Raw genomic sequence first — 16,548 nt, 5'->3', positions numbered from 1 at the left:
CGGCATGGCCGTCCTACCGCTCCCCCCGGTCGTTCCCGGGATTCCACTGCTCGGTAACGCCCTGCCGATGATGGGTGACGTCCAGCGGTTCCTCGTGGACACCCACCTGCGGATGGGCCCGGTCTTCCGGGTGCGCGCCCTCAACCAGGCGTTCGTCATCATGGCCGGCGAGCGCGCGAACCGGTTCTTGCTCGAACACGGCGACGAGGTGTTCTCCAGCGAGGAGAGCTTCGGCGGCCTCAATCGTGAGTGGACGATGCGGGTCCACGTGTTGCGCGGCCGCCCGCACCGGCATCTGCGCAAGATTCTGGCGACCGGGTTGTCCCGGGACCTGCTGGCGGCCCGCTGGGACGACGTCGTCGCCGAGACCGAGCGGACCTTCCGCGGCTGGCAGGGCCGGTCCGCGCTGCCGGTGGTGGACCAGTTCCAGCGGCTCGCCGCCGCGCAGCTGTCCCTCGCGTTGACCGGGGAGAGCTCCGCTGCCGAGTTCGAGAAGCTGCGGTCGGCGTTCGAGCTGGTCCTCGACGTCACCGTCACCGGTAAATGGCCGGCGGCGGCGCTGAAATGGCCCGCCTATCGCCGGGCCCGCGCAGAGATCCACGAGTTCGCCCGGAACGCACTGTCGCAACGCGCGGCGAATCCCCGGCACGACACCACGGATCTGCTCGACCGGGCCCTGGCGGCCGTGGACGAGAACGGTGACCCCTATCCGCTGGACGTCCGGGCGGGAATGGCGCTGCAGGGCTATTTCGCCGGCGTCAACACCGTCGCCTACCTTTACAGCTTCATGGTGTACGCGATGCTGCGCCACCCTGGCGTTCTCGCGCGCGTGACGACGGAGGTCGACGCCGCGTACGACGACGGCGGGCTCACTTTCGAGCGGCTCCGGGGGATGCCGGCGCTGCACGGGCTCGTGATGGAGACGTTACGGGTGTATCCGCCGGCGCCGGGCTCCGCGCGTACGGTGCTGAAGTCCTTTGACTTCGCGGGTTTTCGCATCGAGGAAGGGCGGCGGGTGCTCGTCGCGACATCGGTGCCGCATCAGCTGCCGGAGCATTTCCCCGATCCGGGAACGTTCGACATCGACCGGGATTTCGCCGCCGGCCGCAAAGCATCGGTCTATGCGCCGTTCTCGGTCGGCAGCCACACCTGCCTGGGCGCCGGCATGACCGAGGTCCTGGCAGTGGCGACCATGGCGATGCTGGTCCGCAATCTGAAAGCCACGCTGCCCCGGCCGGATCAGCCGTTGCGGATCACCGCTACGCCCGGCCCGAACCCGGGAAAGCGCTTCAAGGTCGCCGTCACGGAACGGACGATCTAGAGCACGCCGTTCTTCTTCGAGGTCTCGATGTTCTGCAGGTGCTTCTGGTAATCGCGGGTGAAGACCGAATGGCCCTGCTTGTCGGTCGCGACGAAGAACAGCCAGTCGCCCTTCGGCGGGTCGAGGGCGCCCTCCATGGCCGCTTTCCCCGGATTGTTGATCGGGGTCGGCGTGAGGCCTTCCTTGTCGTGCAGCCGGTACGGGTTCTTCGGGTCACGCAGCTCCGCGCGGGTCATCTTGCCCGACGGTTTCGTGGGCTTCCCGGTGAGCTGGTAGTAGTAGTTGATGCCCACGTCGTACTCCAGGCACTTGCACGGGAGCTGGTCGGAGTTGTCGCCGTAGAGGCGGTTGTACGCCGTCCGTGACACCTTGCCGAGGTCGTCCTTGTTACCGGCCTCGGCCTGCGACAACGACGCGACGGTCAGCACCTCGTACGGGCTGATCTTCCGGTCGTTCTCGGCGCGTTTCACGAAATTGATGCTGTCCGCGACGGTCAGGAACTGCTTGACCATCAGCTTGAGGTATTCCGCGGCGGTGCCCTTTTTCGGGAACTCGTACGTCGCCGGGAACAGGAAACCCTCGATCGATTTCGTGACCTGCTGGCCGTCGGTGCGCTCGAACCACAGATCGGGGACGCCGAGCGCCTTCGGGTCCTTGGCCGCCTTCTTGAAATCGTCGACCTTGAGCCCGGTCGACTCGGCGAGAAGGTCGTAGATACCGTTCGCGGTCGTCCCCTCGGGAATCGGCACACCGTTGACCACCCGGGCCTTCGGATCCAGCAGCAGAGTCACCGCCGCGGCCCCCGACATGTGCTTCTTCAGGTTGTACGTGCCGGGCCCGATGTTCTGCCCCTTGGGGTTCGCGTCGGCTGCCTCGACGAACGCCCGGGTGCTCTGCACGACATCCTTGGTGACCAGCGTGTCACCCATCGTCGTGAGCGTCGCGTGCTGGGCGATCGTGACCTGCACCGCCTCGGTTCCCGCGCCGTCGTAGTCCGCCGCGGGCAGGTAGGCCTGGATCCGCGACCGGCCCAGGTATCCACCGATGCCGAGCACACCGACAAGCACCACCACCACCAGCAGCGCGATGGGCGCCCTGCCCTCGCCGGGCCGCCGGTGACGGGATCGATAACGCTCGTCGCTCATGTCGTCGCCTCCGCTGTCGGTCCGGACGACTGTGCATGATCAGTACCGTCCTCGGCAACCCGGCAGGTCGCACGCCATGATGATCATGTGTTTTACCCGGAGGAGAGGAACGCCGATGCGGCTTCCCGCTGACAGTCACGTGCACAGTGAATGGTCCTGGGACGCCGTCCAACGCGGCGCGTCGATGGAGAAGACCTGCGCGCGGGCGGTCGAGATCGGGTTGCCCGCGCTCGCCTTCACCGAACACATGGACCTCGTCACCTGGGGTGACTTCACCCCGCCGCCCTTCGACGTCGACGGCTACCTCGCGAGCATCGAACGCTGCCGTGACCTCTTCCCCGGCCTGCGCATCCTCACCGGCGTCGAGCTCGGCGAACCCCACTGGTTCGGTGACCAGGTCACCCAGCTGCTGGCTGGCGGTCACTTCGACCGGGTGCTGGGCTCACTGCATTCACTTCCGGTCGCCGGCCGGCTCGCCGAGGCCAATGAGGTGTACGCCGACCGCGCACCCGCCGACGTCATCCGCGACTACCTCGCGGAGATCCCCCACCTGGTCGCGGGCTCGGACGCCTTCCACTCGCTCACCCACATCGACTACGCCGTCCGGAGCTGGCCCCAGGAGGCCGGCCCGTTCGACCCCCACACGTTCGAGGCCGAATTCCGCCACGCCCTGCACACCCTGGCGGACAGCGGCCGTGCCCTGGAGATCAACACCCGCCTTCCCCTGGCCGCCGTCATCGTCCGCTGGTGGCACGACGAGGGGGGCCAGGCCGTCACCTTCGGCAGCGACGCCCACTTCCCCGATGCCCTCGCCCACGGCTTCACCGACGCAGCCGCCCTCGCCGAGGCCACCGGCTTCCACCCCACCACCTTCCCGTACGACTGGTGGTCCCGCTGACCGCCTCCGCTTCCGCGCCGTCGGTCTTCCGTGCGGCTGGTCCCGCTGACCGCCAGTGCTTTCGCTCCGCGGTCTTCCGTGCGGCTGGTGGTCCCGCTGACCGCCGTCAGGCGCCGGGCCCGGAGCGCATCCGGGTGACGGCGCGCGGGGTGAGGTTGCGGGCAAGGGTCTCCAGCGCGGCGGTCACCTCGGCGAGTCGTTGCGGGTCGTCAGTGCCCAGCGCCGCGGCAAGGGCGTCGTCGATCGGTGTCGCCCGGATCTGAGTGACCCGCGCCGAGGGTTTCGCCGCGGCGCGCAACAGCTGCCGGCGCCGATCGGCCGGGTCGGGCTCCGCCTCGATCGCACCCGCTTCCCGGAGGCGGGCGGTGCAGGCGGAGACCTGGCTCTGCGGGAAGCCGGTCCGGTCGGCGATCTGCGTGACCGAGGTGCCCGGGTGGTCGCGGATGTCGCTCGCGACGATGAGGACGGACCGGTCCGGTGCCGACCGGGTCGCGATGCCCTCGGCGGGGATGGCCTCCTCCCCGATCTTCATCAGGGTCCGGCCGAGCAGGAACAAGTCGATGCCGTTCACACCCGCAGAATACATCACTTGTGATGCATCAGATTTGATGCTTATTATCGGGCATGCCAACAGTCGCGAACTTGTACTACGAGATCCAGGGCAGCGGGCCCATGCTCCTGCTCGGTCAGAGCGGCGAGGGCGACGCCCACCGCACCGCCGACCTGGCGTCCCTGCTGTCCACCACCCACACCGTCATCACCTACGACCGGCGCGGCCTCTCCCGCAGCGCCCCCGTCGACCCCGGCCGCCCACCCACCCTCACCGACCACGCCGACCACGCCGACGACGCCAGCCGCCTGCTGGACGCGCTCACCGACAAGCCGGTCGCCATGCTCGGCTGCAGCCTCGGCGCCTCGATCGGCCTGCACCTCGCCGTCCGGCATCCCGGCAAGCTCCACACGCTGATCGCCCACGAACCCGTCTCGCCCTGGCTGCTACCCCCGGCCGAACAGGCCAGTCACGAGCGGGAGCTCCTCGACATCCAGCGCCTCTACCTGGACCGCGGCCTCACCGAAGCCATGCGCGAGGTCGCCCGGGTCCTCGGCATCGACCCCACCCGCCAGCCGACCGAACCCGGCCTCACCCCGCACCCGATGACACCGCAACGCATCGCCAACTTCGACACCTTCCTGCGCCACGACCTCGCCGCCATCGCCACCGCCACCCTGCAGCCCGCCGACCTCCCCACCTGCGGCACCCGGATCATCCCCGCCCTCGGCACGACCACACCCCCCGCCGTCTTCGACCACCTCTGCGCCCACCGCCTCGCCGAATTCCTCAGCACACCCCCGGTCCCCTTCCCCGGCGGCCACAACGGCAACACCACCCACCCCCACGGGTACGCCGAAAGCCTCCGCAACATCCTCTAACCCGCCCCGGCCCCCGCATTCCCGCCCCCACGCCCCGTCCCGCATTCCCGGTCCCACGGCCCGTCCCGCATTCCCGGTCCCACGGCCCGTCCCGCATTCCCGGTTCCACGCCTCGCTCGGCATTTCCCGTTCCACGCCTCGCCCGGCATTCACTGGTCCACGCCTGCCCCGCATTCCGGGGCCTGCGGCCGTCCCGCATTCCGGGGCCTGCGGCCGTCCCGCATTCCGGGGCCTGCAGCCGTCCCGCATTCCGGGGCTGCGGGCCGCCCCGCGTTGCCGGCGCCCGCGGATCGTTCCGTGCTCACAGGTTCACGCCAAGCAATTCATGGATCGAGATGTTCGGACTCTCGGCGTCCATTGCAGACCGAAGGTACGACGGCACCGTGCGCCGGGACATCCGTACGTCTTACGGTGACTCGGACACCATTGCTGACGGCGTACCCTGGAATTCTCGCTGGTCGTGCAGGACCTGGAGTGCGATCCCCTGGCCGGCGCCGCGGTCTATGCCTGGCACTGCGACCGGGCCGGCCTCTATTCGCTCTACTCGACCGGCGTCACCGACGAGAACTACCTGCGCGGCATCCAGGTCTGCGACGGCACCGGCACCGTCACATTCACCAGCATCTTCCCGGCCCGCTATTCGGGACGCCGGCCGCACATCCAGTTCGAGGTCTACTCGACCCGGGAGAATGCCACCACCGGCGAAGGCCCGATCCGCAAGACCTCGCAGATAACCCTGCCCGAGGACATCGCCGACTACGTCTACGCGAACGCTGAAGGATACGAGCAGAGCGTCATCAACATGGACGGCATCTCGCTCGTGACCGACAACGTCTTCAGCGACGACCTCGCCGCGCGCGAATTGGCCACCGTCACCGGCGACATCACCGCCGGATACGTCGCCACCCTCACCATCACCATCGACCCGGCCGCCGAGGAAACCGACGGCGGCGGTCCCGATGGCCCCAGTGGTCCGCCGCCGAGTGGTCCGCCGCTCTCGGCAAGCCCGTCAACCTCCGCCGCCCTCGGCAAGCCCGTCAACCTCCGCCGCTCTCGGCAAGCCCGTCAACCCCCGCCTGACTCCTCCCGGTACGCCGTGACGAGTTCGCCGCCGATGCGGGTCAGCTCTTCCCGCACCGGCGGCGGCTCGACAACCTCGGCCAGCGCACCCCAGCCGGCGAGCTGCCGGGCGATGTCCAACGGCGTCGGCGCCCCCAGCCGCACCCGGGTACGGCCGTCCGCCAGCTCCGCCTCGACGTGGCAGTGCCGGCCGAAATGGGTACGCAGGATGCGTACGAAATCGGCTCTGATCAGGATGGTCGCCCACGTGCGTGACCGGCGCTCCTCCATCTCGCCGACGATCTGCTCCCAGGCCTTCTCCAGATCGAAATCGGCGGGAAGATCGGCGGCCTCGTCCGTGCTCTCGGCCGTGACGATGCGCTCGACCCGGAAGGTGCGGCGGCCCTTCTCCGTGCCCGCGATCAGGTACCAGACGTCGTCCTTGTCGACCAGACCCCACGGATCCACGATGCGTACGCTGTCCTCCCGGCTCCCGCTCCTGTAGCTGAGCCGCACCTTGCGGCGGCGCACCACCGCCTCCTGCAACCGGTCGACGATTTCGGGGCGGTGCCGCTCCGGCTCACCCCAGCGGGCCGAATCGACCAGCGTCGCGCCGGCAGCGGCCTCCGCCTCGGCCCGGAACGTCTGTGGCAGCGCCCGCACCAGCTTGCGCAGCGCCGCCCTGGCCTGCCCGGATGTCGCCGCGGCCGGGCCCACAAGCAGGAACAACGCCTGCGCCTCGGACTGCGACAGGCCACTGAGATCGGTACGCGCGCCGCCGAGCAGCGACCACCCACCGCGCCGCCCGGGCTGCGCATAGACCGGCACCCCGGCGGCGGACAGCGCCTCCAGATCGCGGCGCGCCGTGGCGACCGACACCTCCAGCTCACCGGCGAGCTCGGCGGCGGTGACCCGGCCCCGGGACTGCATCAGCAGCAGCATGGCAACAAGACGATCAGCGCGCATGGGGTCAATCCTGGTGGAAAAAGTGCTCAGAAGGTGAGCACTTAACGTCAGATGATGGATCCATGTTGCGAGGACTCACCACCATCACCTATTTCGCCGACGACGTCGCGGCCGCTGCCACCTGGTACGCCGAGGTGCTCGGCGTGCAGCCGTACTTCGACCGGCTCCCCGCCTACACCGAATTCCGGATCGGCGACTACCAGCACGAACTCGGCATCCTCAACCGCCGCTACGCACCGCACGACACCACCGGTCCCGGCGGCGTGATCACCTACTGGGCGGTCGACGACCTCAACGCCGCCTACGCGCGACTGCTCCAACTCGGCGCCACCGAGCACGAAAAGCCCACCGAACGCGGCCCCGGCTTCGTCACCGCCTCCGTACTCGACCCCTTCGGCAACATCCTCGGCATCATGGCCAACCAGCACTACCTCGACATACTCGCGCGCTGATCGTCGGGGAGTGCTCCGTCCGGCTGGCTCCGTCCGGCCGGCTCTGGTCGGCCGGCTCTGGTCGGCCGGCTCCTTCCTCAGGGATGACAAAGGATGATCATCGGCGTCTCATAGGGTCCGGCACTACAAAGCTGCTGGTGAAGGTGCTCTATATCGCCGGCTGGGGCCGGAGCGGAACGACGATCCTCGACAACATCCTCGGCTCGTACGGCCCGGTCTTCACCACCGGTGAGCTGTTCTACCTGTGGCGCCGGGGCCTCAACCAGGGCCGCATCTGCGGTTGCGGCGCCGGCCTGCGTCTCTGCCGGACGTGGCGCGACATCCTCGACGTCGCCTACGCGGGCCGCACGCTGCGACCCAAACGTACGGCGGCACTGCAACGCAGGGTCGCCCGCGTGCGCGACACCTGGCGGCTGTCGCGTGCCGAGCTGACCGGCGAGCAACTCGACTACCGAGACGAGATGTACCGGTTGTACGCCGCCATCCACACCGTCACCGGCGCCGACCTGATCGTCGACTCGTCCAAGGTGCCCTCAGGGGCAGCGGTGCTCGCCCAGATGCCCGAGGTCGAGTCCTATCTGGTGCACATGGTGCGGGACCCGCGCGCGGTGGCGTACTCGTGGATGCGTCCCAAAGATCTCCCCGATGTCGCCGTCGCGCGGACGATGGCGGCACACGGGGCAGCCGAGAGCAGCACCAACTGGCTGACCTGGAACCTGCTGATCGAAAGCCTGGCCCGGGGCAGGTTCGCGGGCCGCGCCCAGCGCATCCGCTACGAGGACTTCGTCGCCGCACCACGCGACATGGTGGAGTCACTGCTGGGCCTGGTCGGGTTGGCCGCCGCACCCGGGCCGTTCGAGAATGACGCCTCTGTCCGGCTGAACATCAACCACACGGTCTCCGGCAACCCGAGCAGGTTCCGGACCGGCCCGGTAACCCTGAGCGCCGATAACGCCTGGCAGGCACACCAGCCATGGCGCCCGCGTGCTGTCAGTACGGCGATCTCGCTGCCGCTGCTGCACCGCTACGGCTACACCCCTCGACGCTGAAACCGGTTGCCGTTGCTGTACCGCCATGGCTTTGCTCTCGACGGTGAAGCCGGTTGCCGTTGCTGTACCGCCATGGCTTTGCTCTCGACGGTGAAGCCGGTTGCCGTTGCTGTACCGCCATGGCTTTGCTCTCGACGGTGAAGCCGGTTGTCCAGTCGCCCCTGCGGCGTCGCCCTCTAAATTCGGTTGCCCGCCTGCCGCTGTTTGAACAGTATGGCGCGCATGGGTCGGTAGGTAGTGACGCACGTGCGGGACGAAGACGGGTTGAGTAACTCCCCGTCTCGCTCCGGCGTGCCGCAGAGAGCCCGCACCTTCTGATCGGTGCGGGCTTCCCCCATGCGCGACGTGATCCTCGGCGTCGCGCCCACCGGCGTGCTCCGATGCAGGCGCCGGTTCGTCTGCCACCGGACCCGGGAGTCAGCGCCGCTGCGCCTCCCCGTCACCTTTGGAACCCGTCATAGCCATGAACAGTCATCACCATGCCCCGATGCCGGCCGGCATCGACCGCAAAGCCCTGTGGGTCGTCCGGGAACTCGGCCTGCCCGCCATCGTCAAAGCCTGCGTGGTGTGCAGGTCCAACCTGCACCGCCCCACCGGCAAGATCCGCGTCAACGCCAACGGCAAACTCCTCGACGTCTGGCTGCTCATCGGCTGCGACCTGTGCGACCGTACGTCGAAAATCCCCGTCCACGAACGCATCAACGTGAAAGCACTCGACCACGATCGCCTCCTGATGTTCGAGAACAATGATCCGGCCATGGTGCGCGAGCTGACCATGGACACGATGCTTGCCGCCAGGTCCGCGTACCGGCTCGACTGGACCGGCACCTGGGAACTGGAGACCGACATGCCGTTCTACGACCTCACCGGCGCGGACCCGGCATCATTCGAGGTCGTCGTCCGGTTCGAACTCCCGGCACCCGTCCGGGTCGAGAACCTGCTCACGGCGGGGTTCGGGCTCAGCCGTCCCGTCGTGCGCGGCTTGGTCAGCTCCGGACGGATCCAGTTGCCGCTGCCCGTCGACGCCAAGGCCCGCGAAGACTTCAGCTTCTTCGTGATCCGGGGCGGCGCTCCTTCGTGATCCGGCGCGGCCACGGAACCCCGGGCCGCGCTTGAGTATCCGGCCGGCGGGAAGCCTCTGTGCGTACCCGTCGGCCGGTTCCGCGCCGATGAGCTCGTTGAGCAGGCATTCGAGGGGCTCGCCGGTTTGTAGCGCTGCCGGCAACTGGCGGCGGCGGTCGTGATGATGGCGGGCGGGGTCAGCGAGCGGTGATGCGGGACCAGCCCGAGACCTCGGTCGGGGTGCGGCCGGCGGGGCCGGTGTACACCGCGGAGGGGCGGATGATTTTTGCGAGGCGCTTCTGCTCGATGATGTGGGCGCTCCAGCCTGCCGTTCGTGCGCAGGTGAAGAGGGGTGTGAACAGTTCCGCGGGTACGCCGGCGAAGTCCAGGACGACGGCGGCCCAGAACTCGACGTTGGTTTCGAGGACCCGGTCGGGTTTGCGTTCGCGTAGCTCGGACAGGGCGGCGGCTTCCAGTTCGAGGGCGGCTTCGTAGCGTGGGGCGCCCAGTTCCTTGGCGGCTGCGCGCAGGATTCGGGCGCGGGGGTCCTGTGCGCGGTAGATCGGGTGGCCGAAGCCCATCAGGCGCTTGCCGCTGTCGAGGACCTGGCGGACGTAGCCGCGGGCGTCGCCGGTGCGCTCGACGGCCTCGACCATGCCGAGTGCCCGCGCCGGGGCGCCGCCGTGCAGCGGGCCGGACATGGAGCCGACTGCCCCGGACAGCGCAGCGGCCACGTCCGCTCCTGTGCTGGCCACGACCCGGGCCGTGAACGTTGATGCGTTCATGCCGTGCTCCGCCGCGCAGACCCAGTACCGGTCGATCGCCGCCACATGGCGTGGGTCCGGATCTCCCTGCCACTGGATCATGAACCGTTCGGTGGCCGAGCGGCCCTCGTCGACCCGGGCCTGCGGGACGGCAGCGCCCAGCGCCGCCTGCGAAGCGGCCGCGCCCCTCGAGGCGACGGCACCTCCCGCTGTTTGGGAAGCGGCCGCGCCTCGCGTGGTTCGTGAGCCGGCTGTGCCTTGCGCTGCCTGGGAGACGGTCATGTTTCTTGCCGCCTGTGCCACGAACGACAGCATCATGGCCGAGGTGCGTGCGAGGTCGTCCCGGGCCTGCGCCTCGTCGATGTCGATCAGTGGCCGCAGGCCCCACGTCGGTGCCAGCAGGGCCGTGGCGGCCTGGATGTCGGCGCGAATGTCACCGGAATGTACCGGCAGTGCGAGGGGTTCGGCGGCGGCGAGTTCGCGGTCGAAGTCGCCGTCGACCAGCAGGCCCCACACGTCGGCGAAGGTGGCCCGGCCGACCAGCTCCTCGACGTTGATTCCGCGGTATCTCAGTGATCCGCCGTCGCGGTCCGGCTCGGCGATCTGGGTCTCGAAGGCCACAACGTCCGCGAGGCCCGGTTTCACGGTCAGCATGGAATCAATGTCGCTCCGGCAAAATCAACCTGTCAATGTTGATCCAGTCAACATGAGAGGATGTCCACATGACTGATGGACGTCTGCTCACGACCGACGAGGTGGCCCGGCGGCTGGGCGTCAAGAAGGCGACCGTGTATGCGTACGTCAGCCGGGGGTTGCTGGTCCGGCGGCGCAACGGGAGCGGTAAGGAGAGCCTGTTCGCCGAGGCTGATGTCACCGCGTTCGGCGCCGACCGGCGGCCGACTGTGCCCGGCACCGAGGCGACGTCCATCCACACGGGCATCACGCTCATCGCGGACGGGCATCTACATTACCGCGGTCACGACGCATGCATCCTGGCGCGCACAGCGTCGTACGAATCGGTGGTCACCCTGCTCTGGACCGGGGAGCTGGAGGACTTCCGGTTCGATCCCGACCCGGCCCTGCGGGAACTGGCCGAAGCCGTCACCGCACCCCTGCCGCCGCAGGCCCGGCTGACCGACCGGCTACGGGTCATCGTCGCAGCCATCGCCGCCGCGGACCGCCTCCGGTTCGACACCTCAGCCGCCGCCGTGGCCACGACCGGCCGGACGATCATCAGCACCATGGTGTCCGCGCTGCCGCGGCGCGCGTTCGCGGTCGAAGGAACGACCGCAGCCGAGTTGTGGAGCAGGCTCACCACCCTCAAGCCGACACCCGCCCGCATCGCCGCGCTGAACAGCGCACTGATCCTGCTCGCCGATCACGACCTCGCCGCCTCGACCTTCGCCGCCCGGGTCGCGGCGTCCACGCGCGCCCACCCGTACGCCGTCGTCGGTGCCGGCCTCGCCGCTCTCGACGGCCCCCTGCACGGCGCGGCCAGCACCCAGGTGATCGAACTGCTCAACACCGCGGTGCGTACGGCGGACCCCGTCGGCACGATCTCCGACCGCCTCCGCACCGCAGGCACGGTGCCCGGTTTCGGTCATCCGCTGTACCCCGGCGGCGACCCCCGCGCGGCCACCCTGCTCGACATTCTGGCCCGGCTACCAGCAGCGTCGCGCTCCGCTCATGACGTCATCGCCGGGGTCGCGGACGCGATGACGCAACGCTCGGGGATCAAGCCGAACATCGACTTCGCGCTGGCCGCGTTCGCCCTGCTCCACGACATGAACGACGGCGCCGGCGAGGCGATCTTCGCCATCGCGCGCACGGCGGGGTGGCTCGCGCACGCGCTGGAGGAGTACGAGAACAAGCCCGGCCGCTTCCGCCCCAACGGTCAGTACCAGCAGCAAGCCGGCTGACTTCCGGTCCACAGGGGTGGATGCGCGCAAGCCCGTCGCCCGTCAACGCTGGTGGGTTCTCAGGCTGCAGGGGCCGGTTGCTTGGGGCGGGGGGTGAAGAAGCGGACGAGGTCCTGGGCGGCGGTGGGGGACAGCATCATGGCTTGGATCCGTGCGGACATCTCGGCTACCGGGCGGATTCTGGTGAACATGGCCTCCTCATACGCGTGGATGGCCGCGTCCGGGTCGGTGGGGTGGGTGGCGAGTTCACCGGCGAGTTCGGCGGCGTCGAGCATGGCCTGGTTGGCGCCCTCGCCCACCGGGGGGAGGAGGTGTGCGGCGTCGCCGATGAGGGTGACGCCGGGACGGCCGGACCAGCGCGTACCCGTGGGCATTGTTTCGATTCTTCGCGGTGTCGGCGTGTTGTCGGCGGCTTCGATGAGTGCGGTGAGGCGGGGATCCCAGCCGTCGAAGAGGGCGAGCAGCGAAGGTTTGTCGCGGTATCGGTCGAGCGGGCGATCGGTGGCACGCAGTGAGATGCCGACGCGGAGGCTGCCGTCGCCGAGACGTTGTGCTGACAGGATCTGATTGACGCCGACGCACCACAGGTTTCCGGGGCCGACCAGGTCGGCGAGGTCCGGATGGCGCTGGTCGACGTCACCGATTCCCAGCTCCACGATTGTCGACACGGGGGAGAGCGCGACGTCGGTGAGTAGCGGCCGCACCACTGAGCGGGCGCCGTCCGCGCCGACGAGGATGTCGCAGCCGGTGCGGTGACCGTCGTCGAACGTCAGCTCCCAGCCTCCGCCGGGTCGCGGGGCCGCCGCGATGATCCGCTGCCCCCAGGCGACCGTGTCGCCGGGGAGGGAGTCGAGCAGGAGGTCGCGCAGGGCGCGGCGGTCGATCTCGGGACGTCCGGAGAACGAGCCGGGAGCCGGGACGTGGTGCACGAGGGTGCGTCCGGCCGGGTCGAGGATGCGATGTTCCTCGCCCTCGGGTCGTGCCTCGGAGCGGAAGCCGTCGGCGAGACCCGCCTCGGCCAGTGCGCGCTGCCCGGACTCCGGGTGCAGGTCGAGCATGCCGCCCTGCCATCGCGCTGCCCGGCTCGCCTCGCGCTCGTACACCACCGCATTGATCCCGTGCCGATGCAGAATCCGTGCCAGCGTCAGCCCGCCGACGCCACCACCGGCGATTGCGATATGCATTCCGATCTCCTTACCGTACGCTGTATCTGTGGATACACCGTACGGTAGCGAACCCCTCGCCATTTGGGAACGCCCCGAGCCGCAGCCGCGGGCAGCGCCGGTTCCGTTGAGCCGGGCGAAGATCGTCGCCGTGGCGATCCGGCTGGCCGACGAGCAGGGCCTCGACGGACTGTCGGTTCGCAAGATCGCCAAGGAGCTCGGCGTCGGCCCGATGCGGCTCTACGACTACGTGACCAACAGGGCCGAACTGCTCGATCTGATGGTCGACGAGGTCTACGCCCAGATCGCCGAGTCCAGCACCCACACCGCCGAGCCGGGCGGGCAGCCGGCCGAGGCGGGCGGGCAGCCGGCCGAGGCGGGCGGACGGCAGGCCGGGTGGCGTGCGACCGTGCTGGCCGTCGCGCGGGCGACCCGGGTCGCTGCTCTGGAGCATGAATGGTTCGCCGACCTGCTCGGCGGACGGCCGCACCTGGGACCACACACGCTGGCCGTGGGGGAGTTGAACGCGGCGGCGCTCAGCCAGGCCCCCGCCGTGCACGACATCGACGACCTGCAGCGAACTGCCGGTGCGCTCAACTCGTTCCTCATCGGAGTCCTTCGCAGGGAGGTCACCGAGCGCCGCACCGCCCGTGCCACCGGCACCGACGTGCCCGCGTTCCAGGCCGGGCTCGGCCCCTATCTCACCCGCATGTTCACGACGGGCCGCTATCCTACGATCGCCCGGCTGGTCGTCGACGGCAGCCACCTGGACGCGGAGGAAACCTTCAACCGCACCCTGACCACCGTCCTGGACGGCATCACCGGGAACCCGGCGTAGCGGGCTGAAGAGGCTCCCGCGGCAGGGTCAGTCGCGGCCGACCCAGGTGGCGATGCAGGCCTCGTTGCCTTCGGCGTCGGCGAGGGTCCACCACTTCGGGGCGTGCTCGTCGGACACCAGGTGGCCGCCGGCGGCGAGGGCGGCGGCGATGCGGGTTTCGGCCTGGTCGTGGGGGACGGCTATGTCGAGGTGGATGCGGTTGCGCTGGGGGCGGGGCTCGTCCATGCGCTGGAAGTCGAGGCCGGGGTGGCGGCGGGCGGGATCGGTCAGGTAGTCGTCGCCGATCGGGTCGTACCCGAGGATCGCCTGCCAGAACGGCAGGATCGAGGGGGCGTCAAGGGCATCAAGGCAGATGCTCAGCAGTTGTACGCGCGCCGGCTCAGCAACCAGGTTCAGCTCCGTCGCAGCGGCGGAGATGCGGCGTGCCAAGGCGACGTCACGGCGCAAAAGGTTCACGGTGACGCCGTTGTGGCGCAGGTCGACGGTGACGTATTCCTCGTCGGTGAGCCGGCCGATCGCGTCGACCAGCGTGATGCCCTCGGTCAGCGAGCCGGTCCGGAAGTATGCCGAGGTCACGTGATAGAGGCAGCGCCAGTCGCCGACCCCCTCGGCGGCGTGGAACCGGGTGGCCGTGATCTGCTCCGTCATGACGGCGAACCTAACACCGGCGCGACGTCACTCGTCGAAGGCGACGAGGTGGCGGGCGCGGGCGTGGATGAGGTGCTCGCGCATGGCCGCTTCGGCGCGGTCGGGGTCGTGGTCGTTGATGGCGGCGGCGAGGAGCTGGTGCTCGTCGTTGGTGACGGCTGTCTGGGCGTACGGGAAATAGCGCCGGTGCAGGTGCAGATGCGCGTGGAGCCGGGTGATGCTCTCCCTCAGCAGCGGGCTCGCCGACGCCTGCGCGACCAGGTCGTGCACGTGGGCGTCGAGGGCCGTGAACGCCGCATGCCAGGCGTGCTCGTCGCCGCCCTCGACGGTGCGGGCCGCCTCGGTGACCAGTGTGCCGCGTTGCTCGGGGGTGGCCCGTTCGGCTGCCCAGCGGGCGGCGGCGCACTCCAGCAGCAGGCGCATGTCGAACATGTCGTTGAACTCGGTGCGGGTGAGCAGCGGGCTGACCGTGTAGCCGGCCAGGGGGCGTTTGCGGACCAGGCCCTCGGATTCCAGCCGGGCCAGTGCTTCGCGTACGGGTGTGGGCGAGACCTCCAGGTCGCGCGCGAGGGCGTCGATGTTGACCCGGTCGCCGGGCGCGAGGGTGTGCTCGAGGACGGCGGCGCGCAGGGAGTCGTACACGTCATCGCCCAGGGTTGATCTCTTCAGCCGCGGCAGCGTCATGGTGTTTCCGATCGATTTCTCATATGTGTCTTGACGGCTGTGGATGTGACCGGGTACACATCCACAGGAAAGATCCTATAGGATCTACGAAGGCGAAAGGAAGCCGCATGAAGCGGATCCCGTTAGCTCTGGTGGCCGTGTTGGGCCTGGTCACGACCGCTGGGTGCACCAAGAAGGCCGACAACGACGAGGCGGCTGCCGCAGGCAAGAAGCCCGCAGACGTGCGGATCGCGCTGATCCCGGGCGGGGCGCATCCCTACTTCCAGCCGTGGAAGACCACCGCCGCCACCGCGAAGACCGACTTCACCCTCGGCGACGTGACGTTCAACGAGACGTCCGGCTGGGACCAGACGAAGCAGAACGACGTGGTCAAGTCGCTCGCCGCGCAGGGATACAACGCGTTCGGGATCTTCGGTGTGGCGCCCGAGAACATCAACTCGACGTTCGAGGACCTCAAGCGGCAGGGATTCCCCGTCGCCTCGCTCGCGTCGTGCCCGGCCGGTGACGTCGACAAGGCCGACTTCTGCCTCTCCACCGACGTCGAGCAGGCCGCCTACAAGGCCGCCAAGGCGGCGATCGACGCGATCGGCGGTTCCGGCACCCTCGCTCACCTGACCGGCAACAAGGTCGACTCGAACACCCAGCGGCGCATCGCCGGCGTGGAGAAGGCCGTCGCCGAGACCGGCGGCAAGGTGACGATCGTGCAGGTCGTCACCGACATCGACACCGACCTGCAGACCGCGCAGAAGGCCGTCGCCGACCTGCTCGCCGCGAAGGGCAGCCAGATCAGCGCGATCGTCAACACGGCCTACAACCCGGCCGTGGCCGCTGCCGAGGGCGTCGCGCAGACCAAGCTGCCGATCAAGGTCATCGCGATCGACGACGACAAGACCATTCTCGACGGCATCAAGGACGGCTCCGTCGCCGGCACGGTGCTGCAGAACCCCGTCGGGCAGGCGATGGTCGGCTCGTACGCGCTGATGAAGCTCTCCGGTGGCTGCACCATGGCCCAGCCCGGTGTGGAGGTCGACTCGGGGTCGTTCGTCGTCACCAAGGCCAACGTCGCGAACTACGAGACGGACCGGCAGGCCAAGACCGACGAGATCCGCAAGGACTTCGACAGCAAGTACCTCGTCTGCCAGTAGGGGA

16 protein-coding genes and 1 pseudogene are annotated in these 16,548 nt (G+C 69.1%); 10 read left to right on the top strand and 7 right to left on the bottom strand.

What is annotated here, in order from left to right:
- Positions 1-4: 4 nt before the first annotated feature.
- Complete coding sequence (locus Aco04nite_RS07950) at positions 5-1,321, top strand: cytochrome P450 (protein ID WP_212996535.1); 1,317 nt, start codon at positions 5-7, stop codon at positions 1,319-1,321.
- Here Aco04nite_RS07950 and mltG read toward each other — a convergent pair.
- Positions 1,318-2,466, bottom strand: coding sequence for an endolytic transglycosylase MltG (gene mltG, locus Aco04nite_RS07945; protein WP_212996534.1), 1,149 nt, complete (start codon positions 2,464-2,466; stop codon positions 1,318-1,320). The two genes, Aco04nite_RS07950 and mltG, sit on opposite strands and share 4 nt — an antisense overlap.
- A gap of 115 nt (positions 2,467-2,581) precedes the next feature.
- Between mltG and Aco04nite_RS07940 the strand changes: the two genes are divergently transcribed.
- Positions 2,582-3,364, top strand: coding sequence for a PHP domain-containing protein (locus tag Aco04nite_RS07940; protein WP_212996533.1), 783 nt, complete (start codon positions 2,582-2,584; stop codon positions 3,362-3,364).
- A 106-nt stretch (positions 3,365-3,470) separates the two neighbouring features.
- Here Aco04nite_RS07940 and Aco04nite_RS07935 read toward each other — a convergent pair whose 3' ends face one another.
- Positions 3,471-3,935 carry a MarR family winged helix-turn-helix transcriptional regulator gene (locus Aco04nite_RS07935; RefSeq protein ID WP_212996532.1) on the bottom strand — a complete coding sequence of 155 codons (465 nt, stop codon included), beginning with the start codon at positions 3,933-3,935 and terminating at the stop codon, positions 3,471-3,473.
- 53 nt (positions 3,936-3,988) lie between these two features.
- Here Aco04nite_RS07935 and Aco04nite_RS07930 point away from each other — a divergent pair, with 53 nt between their 5' ends.
- Together Aco04nite_RS07930 and Aco04nite_RS49990 are read left to right on the top strand one after the other, a co-directional pair.
- A complete protein-coding gene (locus tag Aco04nite_RS07930; protein WP_212996531.1) occupies positions 3,989-4,795 on the top strand; it encodes an alpha/beta fold hydrolase in 807 nt (268 codons plus the stop codon).
- A 460-nt stretch (positions 4,796-5,255) separates the two neighbouring features.
- Positions 5,256-5,384 (top strand): annotated as a pseudogene (locus tag Aco04nite_RS49990) (3,4-dioxygenase subunit beta); the annotation flags it as partial.
- Between the two features lie 476 nt (positions 5,385-5,860).
- Here Aco04nite_RS49990 and Aco04nite_RS07920 read toward each other — a convergent pair.
- Positions 5,861-6,820: a helix-turn-helix transcriptional regulator gene (locus Aco04nite_RS07920; RefSeq protein ID WP_212996530.1), complete on the bottom strand. Its 960-nt coding sequence runs from the start codon at positions 6,818-6,820 to the stop codon at positions 5,861-5,863.
- Between the two features lie 62 nt (positions 6,821-6,882).
- On the opposite strand from Aco04nite_RS07920, the gene Aco04nite_RS07915 reads away from it, so the two are divergent.
- The 3 genes from Aco04nite_RS07915 (at position 6,883) to Aco04nite_RS07905 (ending at position 9,402) form a co-directional block, all read left to right on the top strand.
- Positions 6,883-7,272, top strand: a complete 390-nt coding sequence (locus tag Aco04nite_RS07915; RefSeq protein WP_212996529.1) for a VOC family protein — start codon at positions 6,883-6,885, stop codon at positions 7,270-7,272.
- Between the two features lie 137 nt (positions 7,273-7,409).
- Complete coding sequence (locus tag Aco04nite_RS07910; RefSeq protein WP_212996528.1) at positions 7,410-8,321, top strand: sulfotransferase; 912 nt, start codon at positions 7,410-7,412, stop codon at positions 8,319-8,321.
- 487 nt (positions 8,322-8,808) lie between these two features.
- Entirely contained in the window at positions 8,809-9,402 is a 594-nt protein-coding gene (locus Aco04nite_RS07905) for a DUF1062 domain-containing protein (RefSeq protein ID WP_244875817.1), read from the top strand.
- Between the two features lie 178 nt (positions 9,403-9,580).
- Here Aco04nite_RS07905 and Aco04nite_RS07900 read toward each other — a convergent pair whose 3' ends face one another.
- Positions 9,581-10,801: a citrate synthase 2 gene (locus Aco04nite_RS07900; protein ID WP_212996526.1), complete on the bottom strand. Its 1,221-nt coding sequence runs from the start codon at positions 10,799-10,801 to the stop codon at positions 9,581-9,583.
- Positions 10,802-10,869: 68 nt separating this feature from the next.
- Here Aco04nite_RS07900 and Aco04nite_RS07895 point away from each other — a divergent pair, with 68 nt between their 5' ends.
- Entirely contained in the window at positions 10,870-12,066 is a 1,197-nt protein-coding gene (locus Aco04nite_RS07895; RefSeq protein WP_212996525.1) for a citrate synthase family protein, read from the top strand.
- A 59-nt stretch (positions 12,067-12,125) separates the two neighbouring features.
- On the opposite strand, the gene Aco04nite_RS07890 is transcribed toward Aco04nite_RS07895, so the two are convergent.
- The gene (locus Aco04nite_RS07890; RefSeq protein ID WP_212996524.1) at positions 12,126-13,250 is read right to left on the bottom strand and encodes an FAD-dependent oxidoreductase; all 1,125 of its coding nucleotides are present in this window, start codon (positions 13,248-13,250) and stop codon (positions 12,126-12,128) included.
- Positions 13,251-13,278: 28 nt separating this feature from the next.
- Here Aco04nite_RS07890 and Aco04nite_RS07885 point away from each other — a divergent pair, with 28 nt between their 5' ends.
- Complete coding sequence (locus tag Aco04nite_RS07885) at positions 13,279-14,067, top strand: TetR/AcrR family transcriptional regulator (protein WP_212996523.1); 789 nt, start codon at positions 13,279-13,281, stop codon at positions 14,065-14,067.
- Positions 14,068-14,094: 27 nt separating this feature from the next.
- Here Aco04nite_RS07885 and Aco04nite_RS07880 read toward each other — a convergent pair whose 3' ends face one another.
- Both Aco04nite_RS07880 and Aco04nite_RS07875 read right to left on the bottom strand, forming a co-directional pair.
- The gene (locus Aco04nite_RS07880; protein ID WP_212996522.1) at positions 14,095-14,715 is read right to left on the bottom strand and encodes a 4a-hydroxytetrahydrobiopterin dehydratase family protein; all 621 of its coding nucleotides are present in this window, start codon (positions 14,713-14,715) and stop codon (positions 14,095-14,097) included.
- Positions 14,716-14,742: 27 nt separating this feature from the next.
- Complete coding sequence (locus tag Aco04nite_RS07875) at positions 14,743-15,399, bottom strand: GntR family transcriptional regulator (protein WP_212996521.1); 657 nt, start codon at positions 15,397-15,399, stop codon at positions 14,743-14,745.
- Positions 15,400-15,506: 107 nt separating this feature from the next.
- On the opposite strand from Aco04nite_RS07875, the gene Aco04nite_RS07870 reads away from it, so the two are divergent.
- Entirely contained in the window at positions 15,507-16,544 is a 1,038-nt protein-coding gene (locus tag Aco04nite_RS07870) for a sugar ABC transporter substrate-binding protein (protein ID WP_212996520.1), read from the top strand.
- The last annotated feature ends 4 nt before the right edge of the window (positions 16,545-16,548 follow it).

It is taken from the genome of Winogradskya consettensis (genome assembly GCF_018332715.1).
Taxonomy (GTDB): domain Bacteria; phylum Actinomycetota; class Actinomycetes; order Mycobacteriales; family Micromonosporaceae; genus Actinoplanes; species Actinoplanes consettensis.
This window is presented reverse-complemented; position numbering and strand designations above follow the sequence as displayed.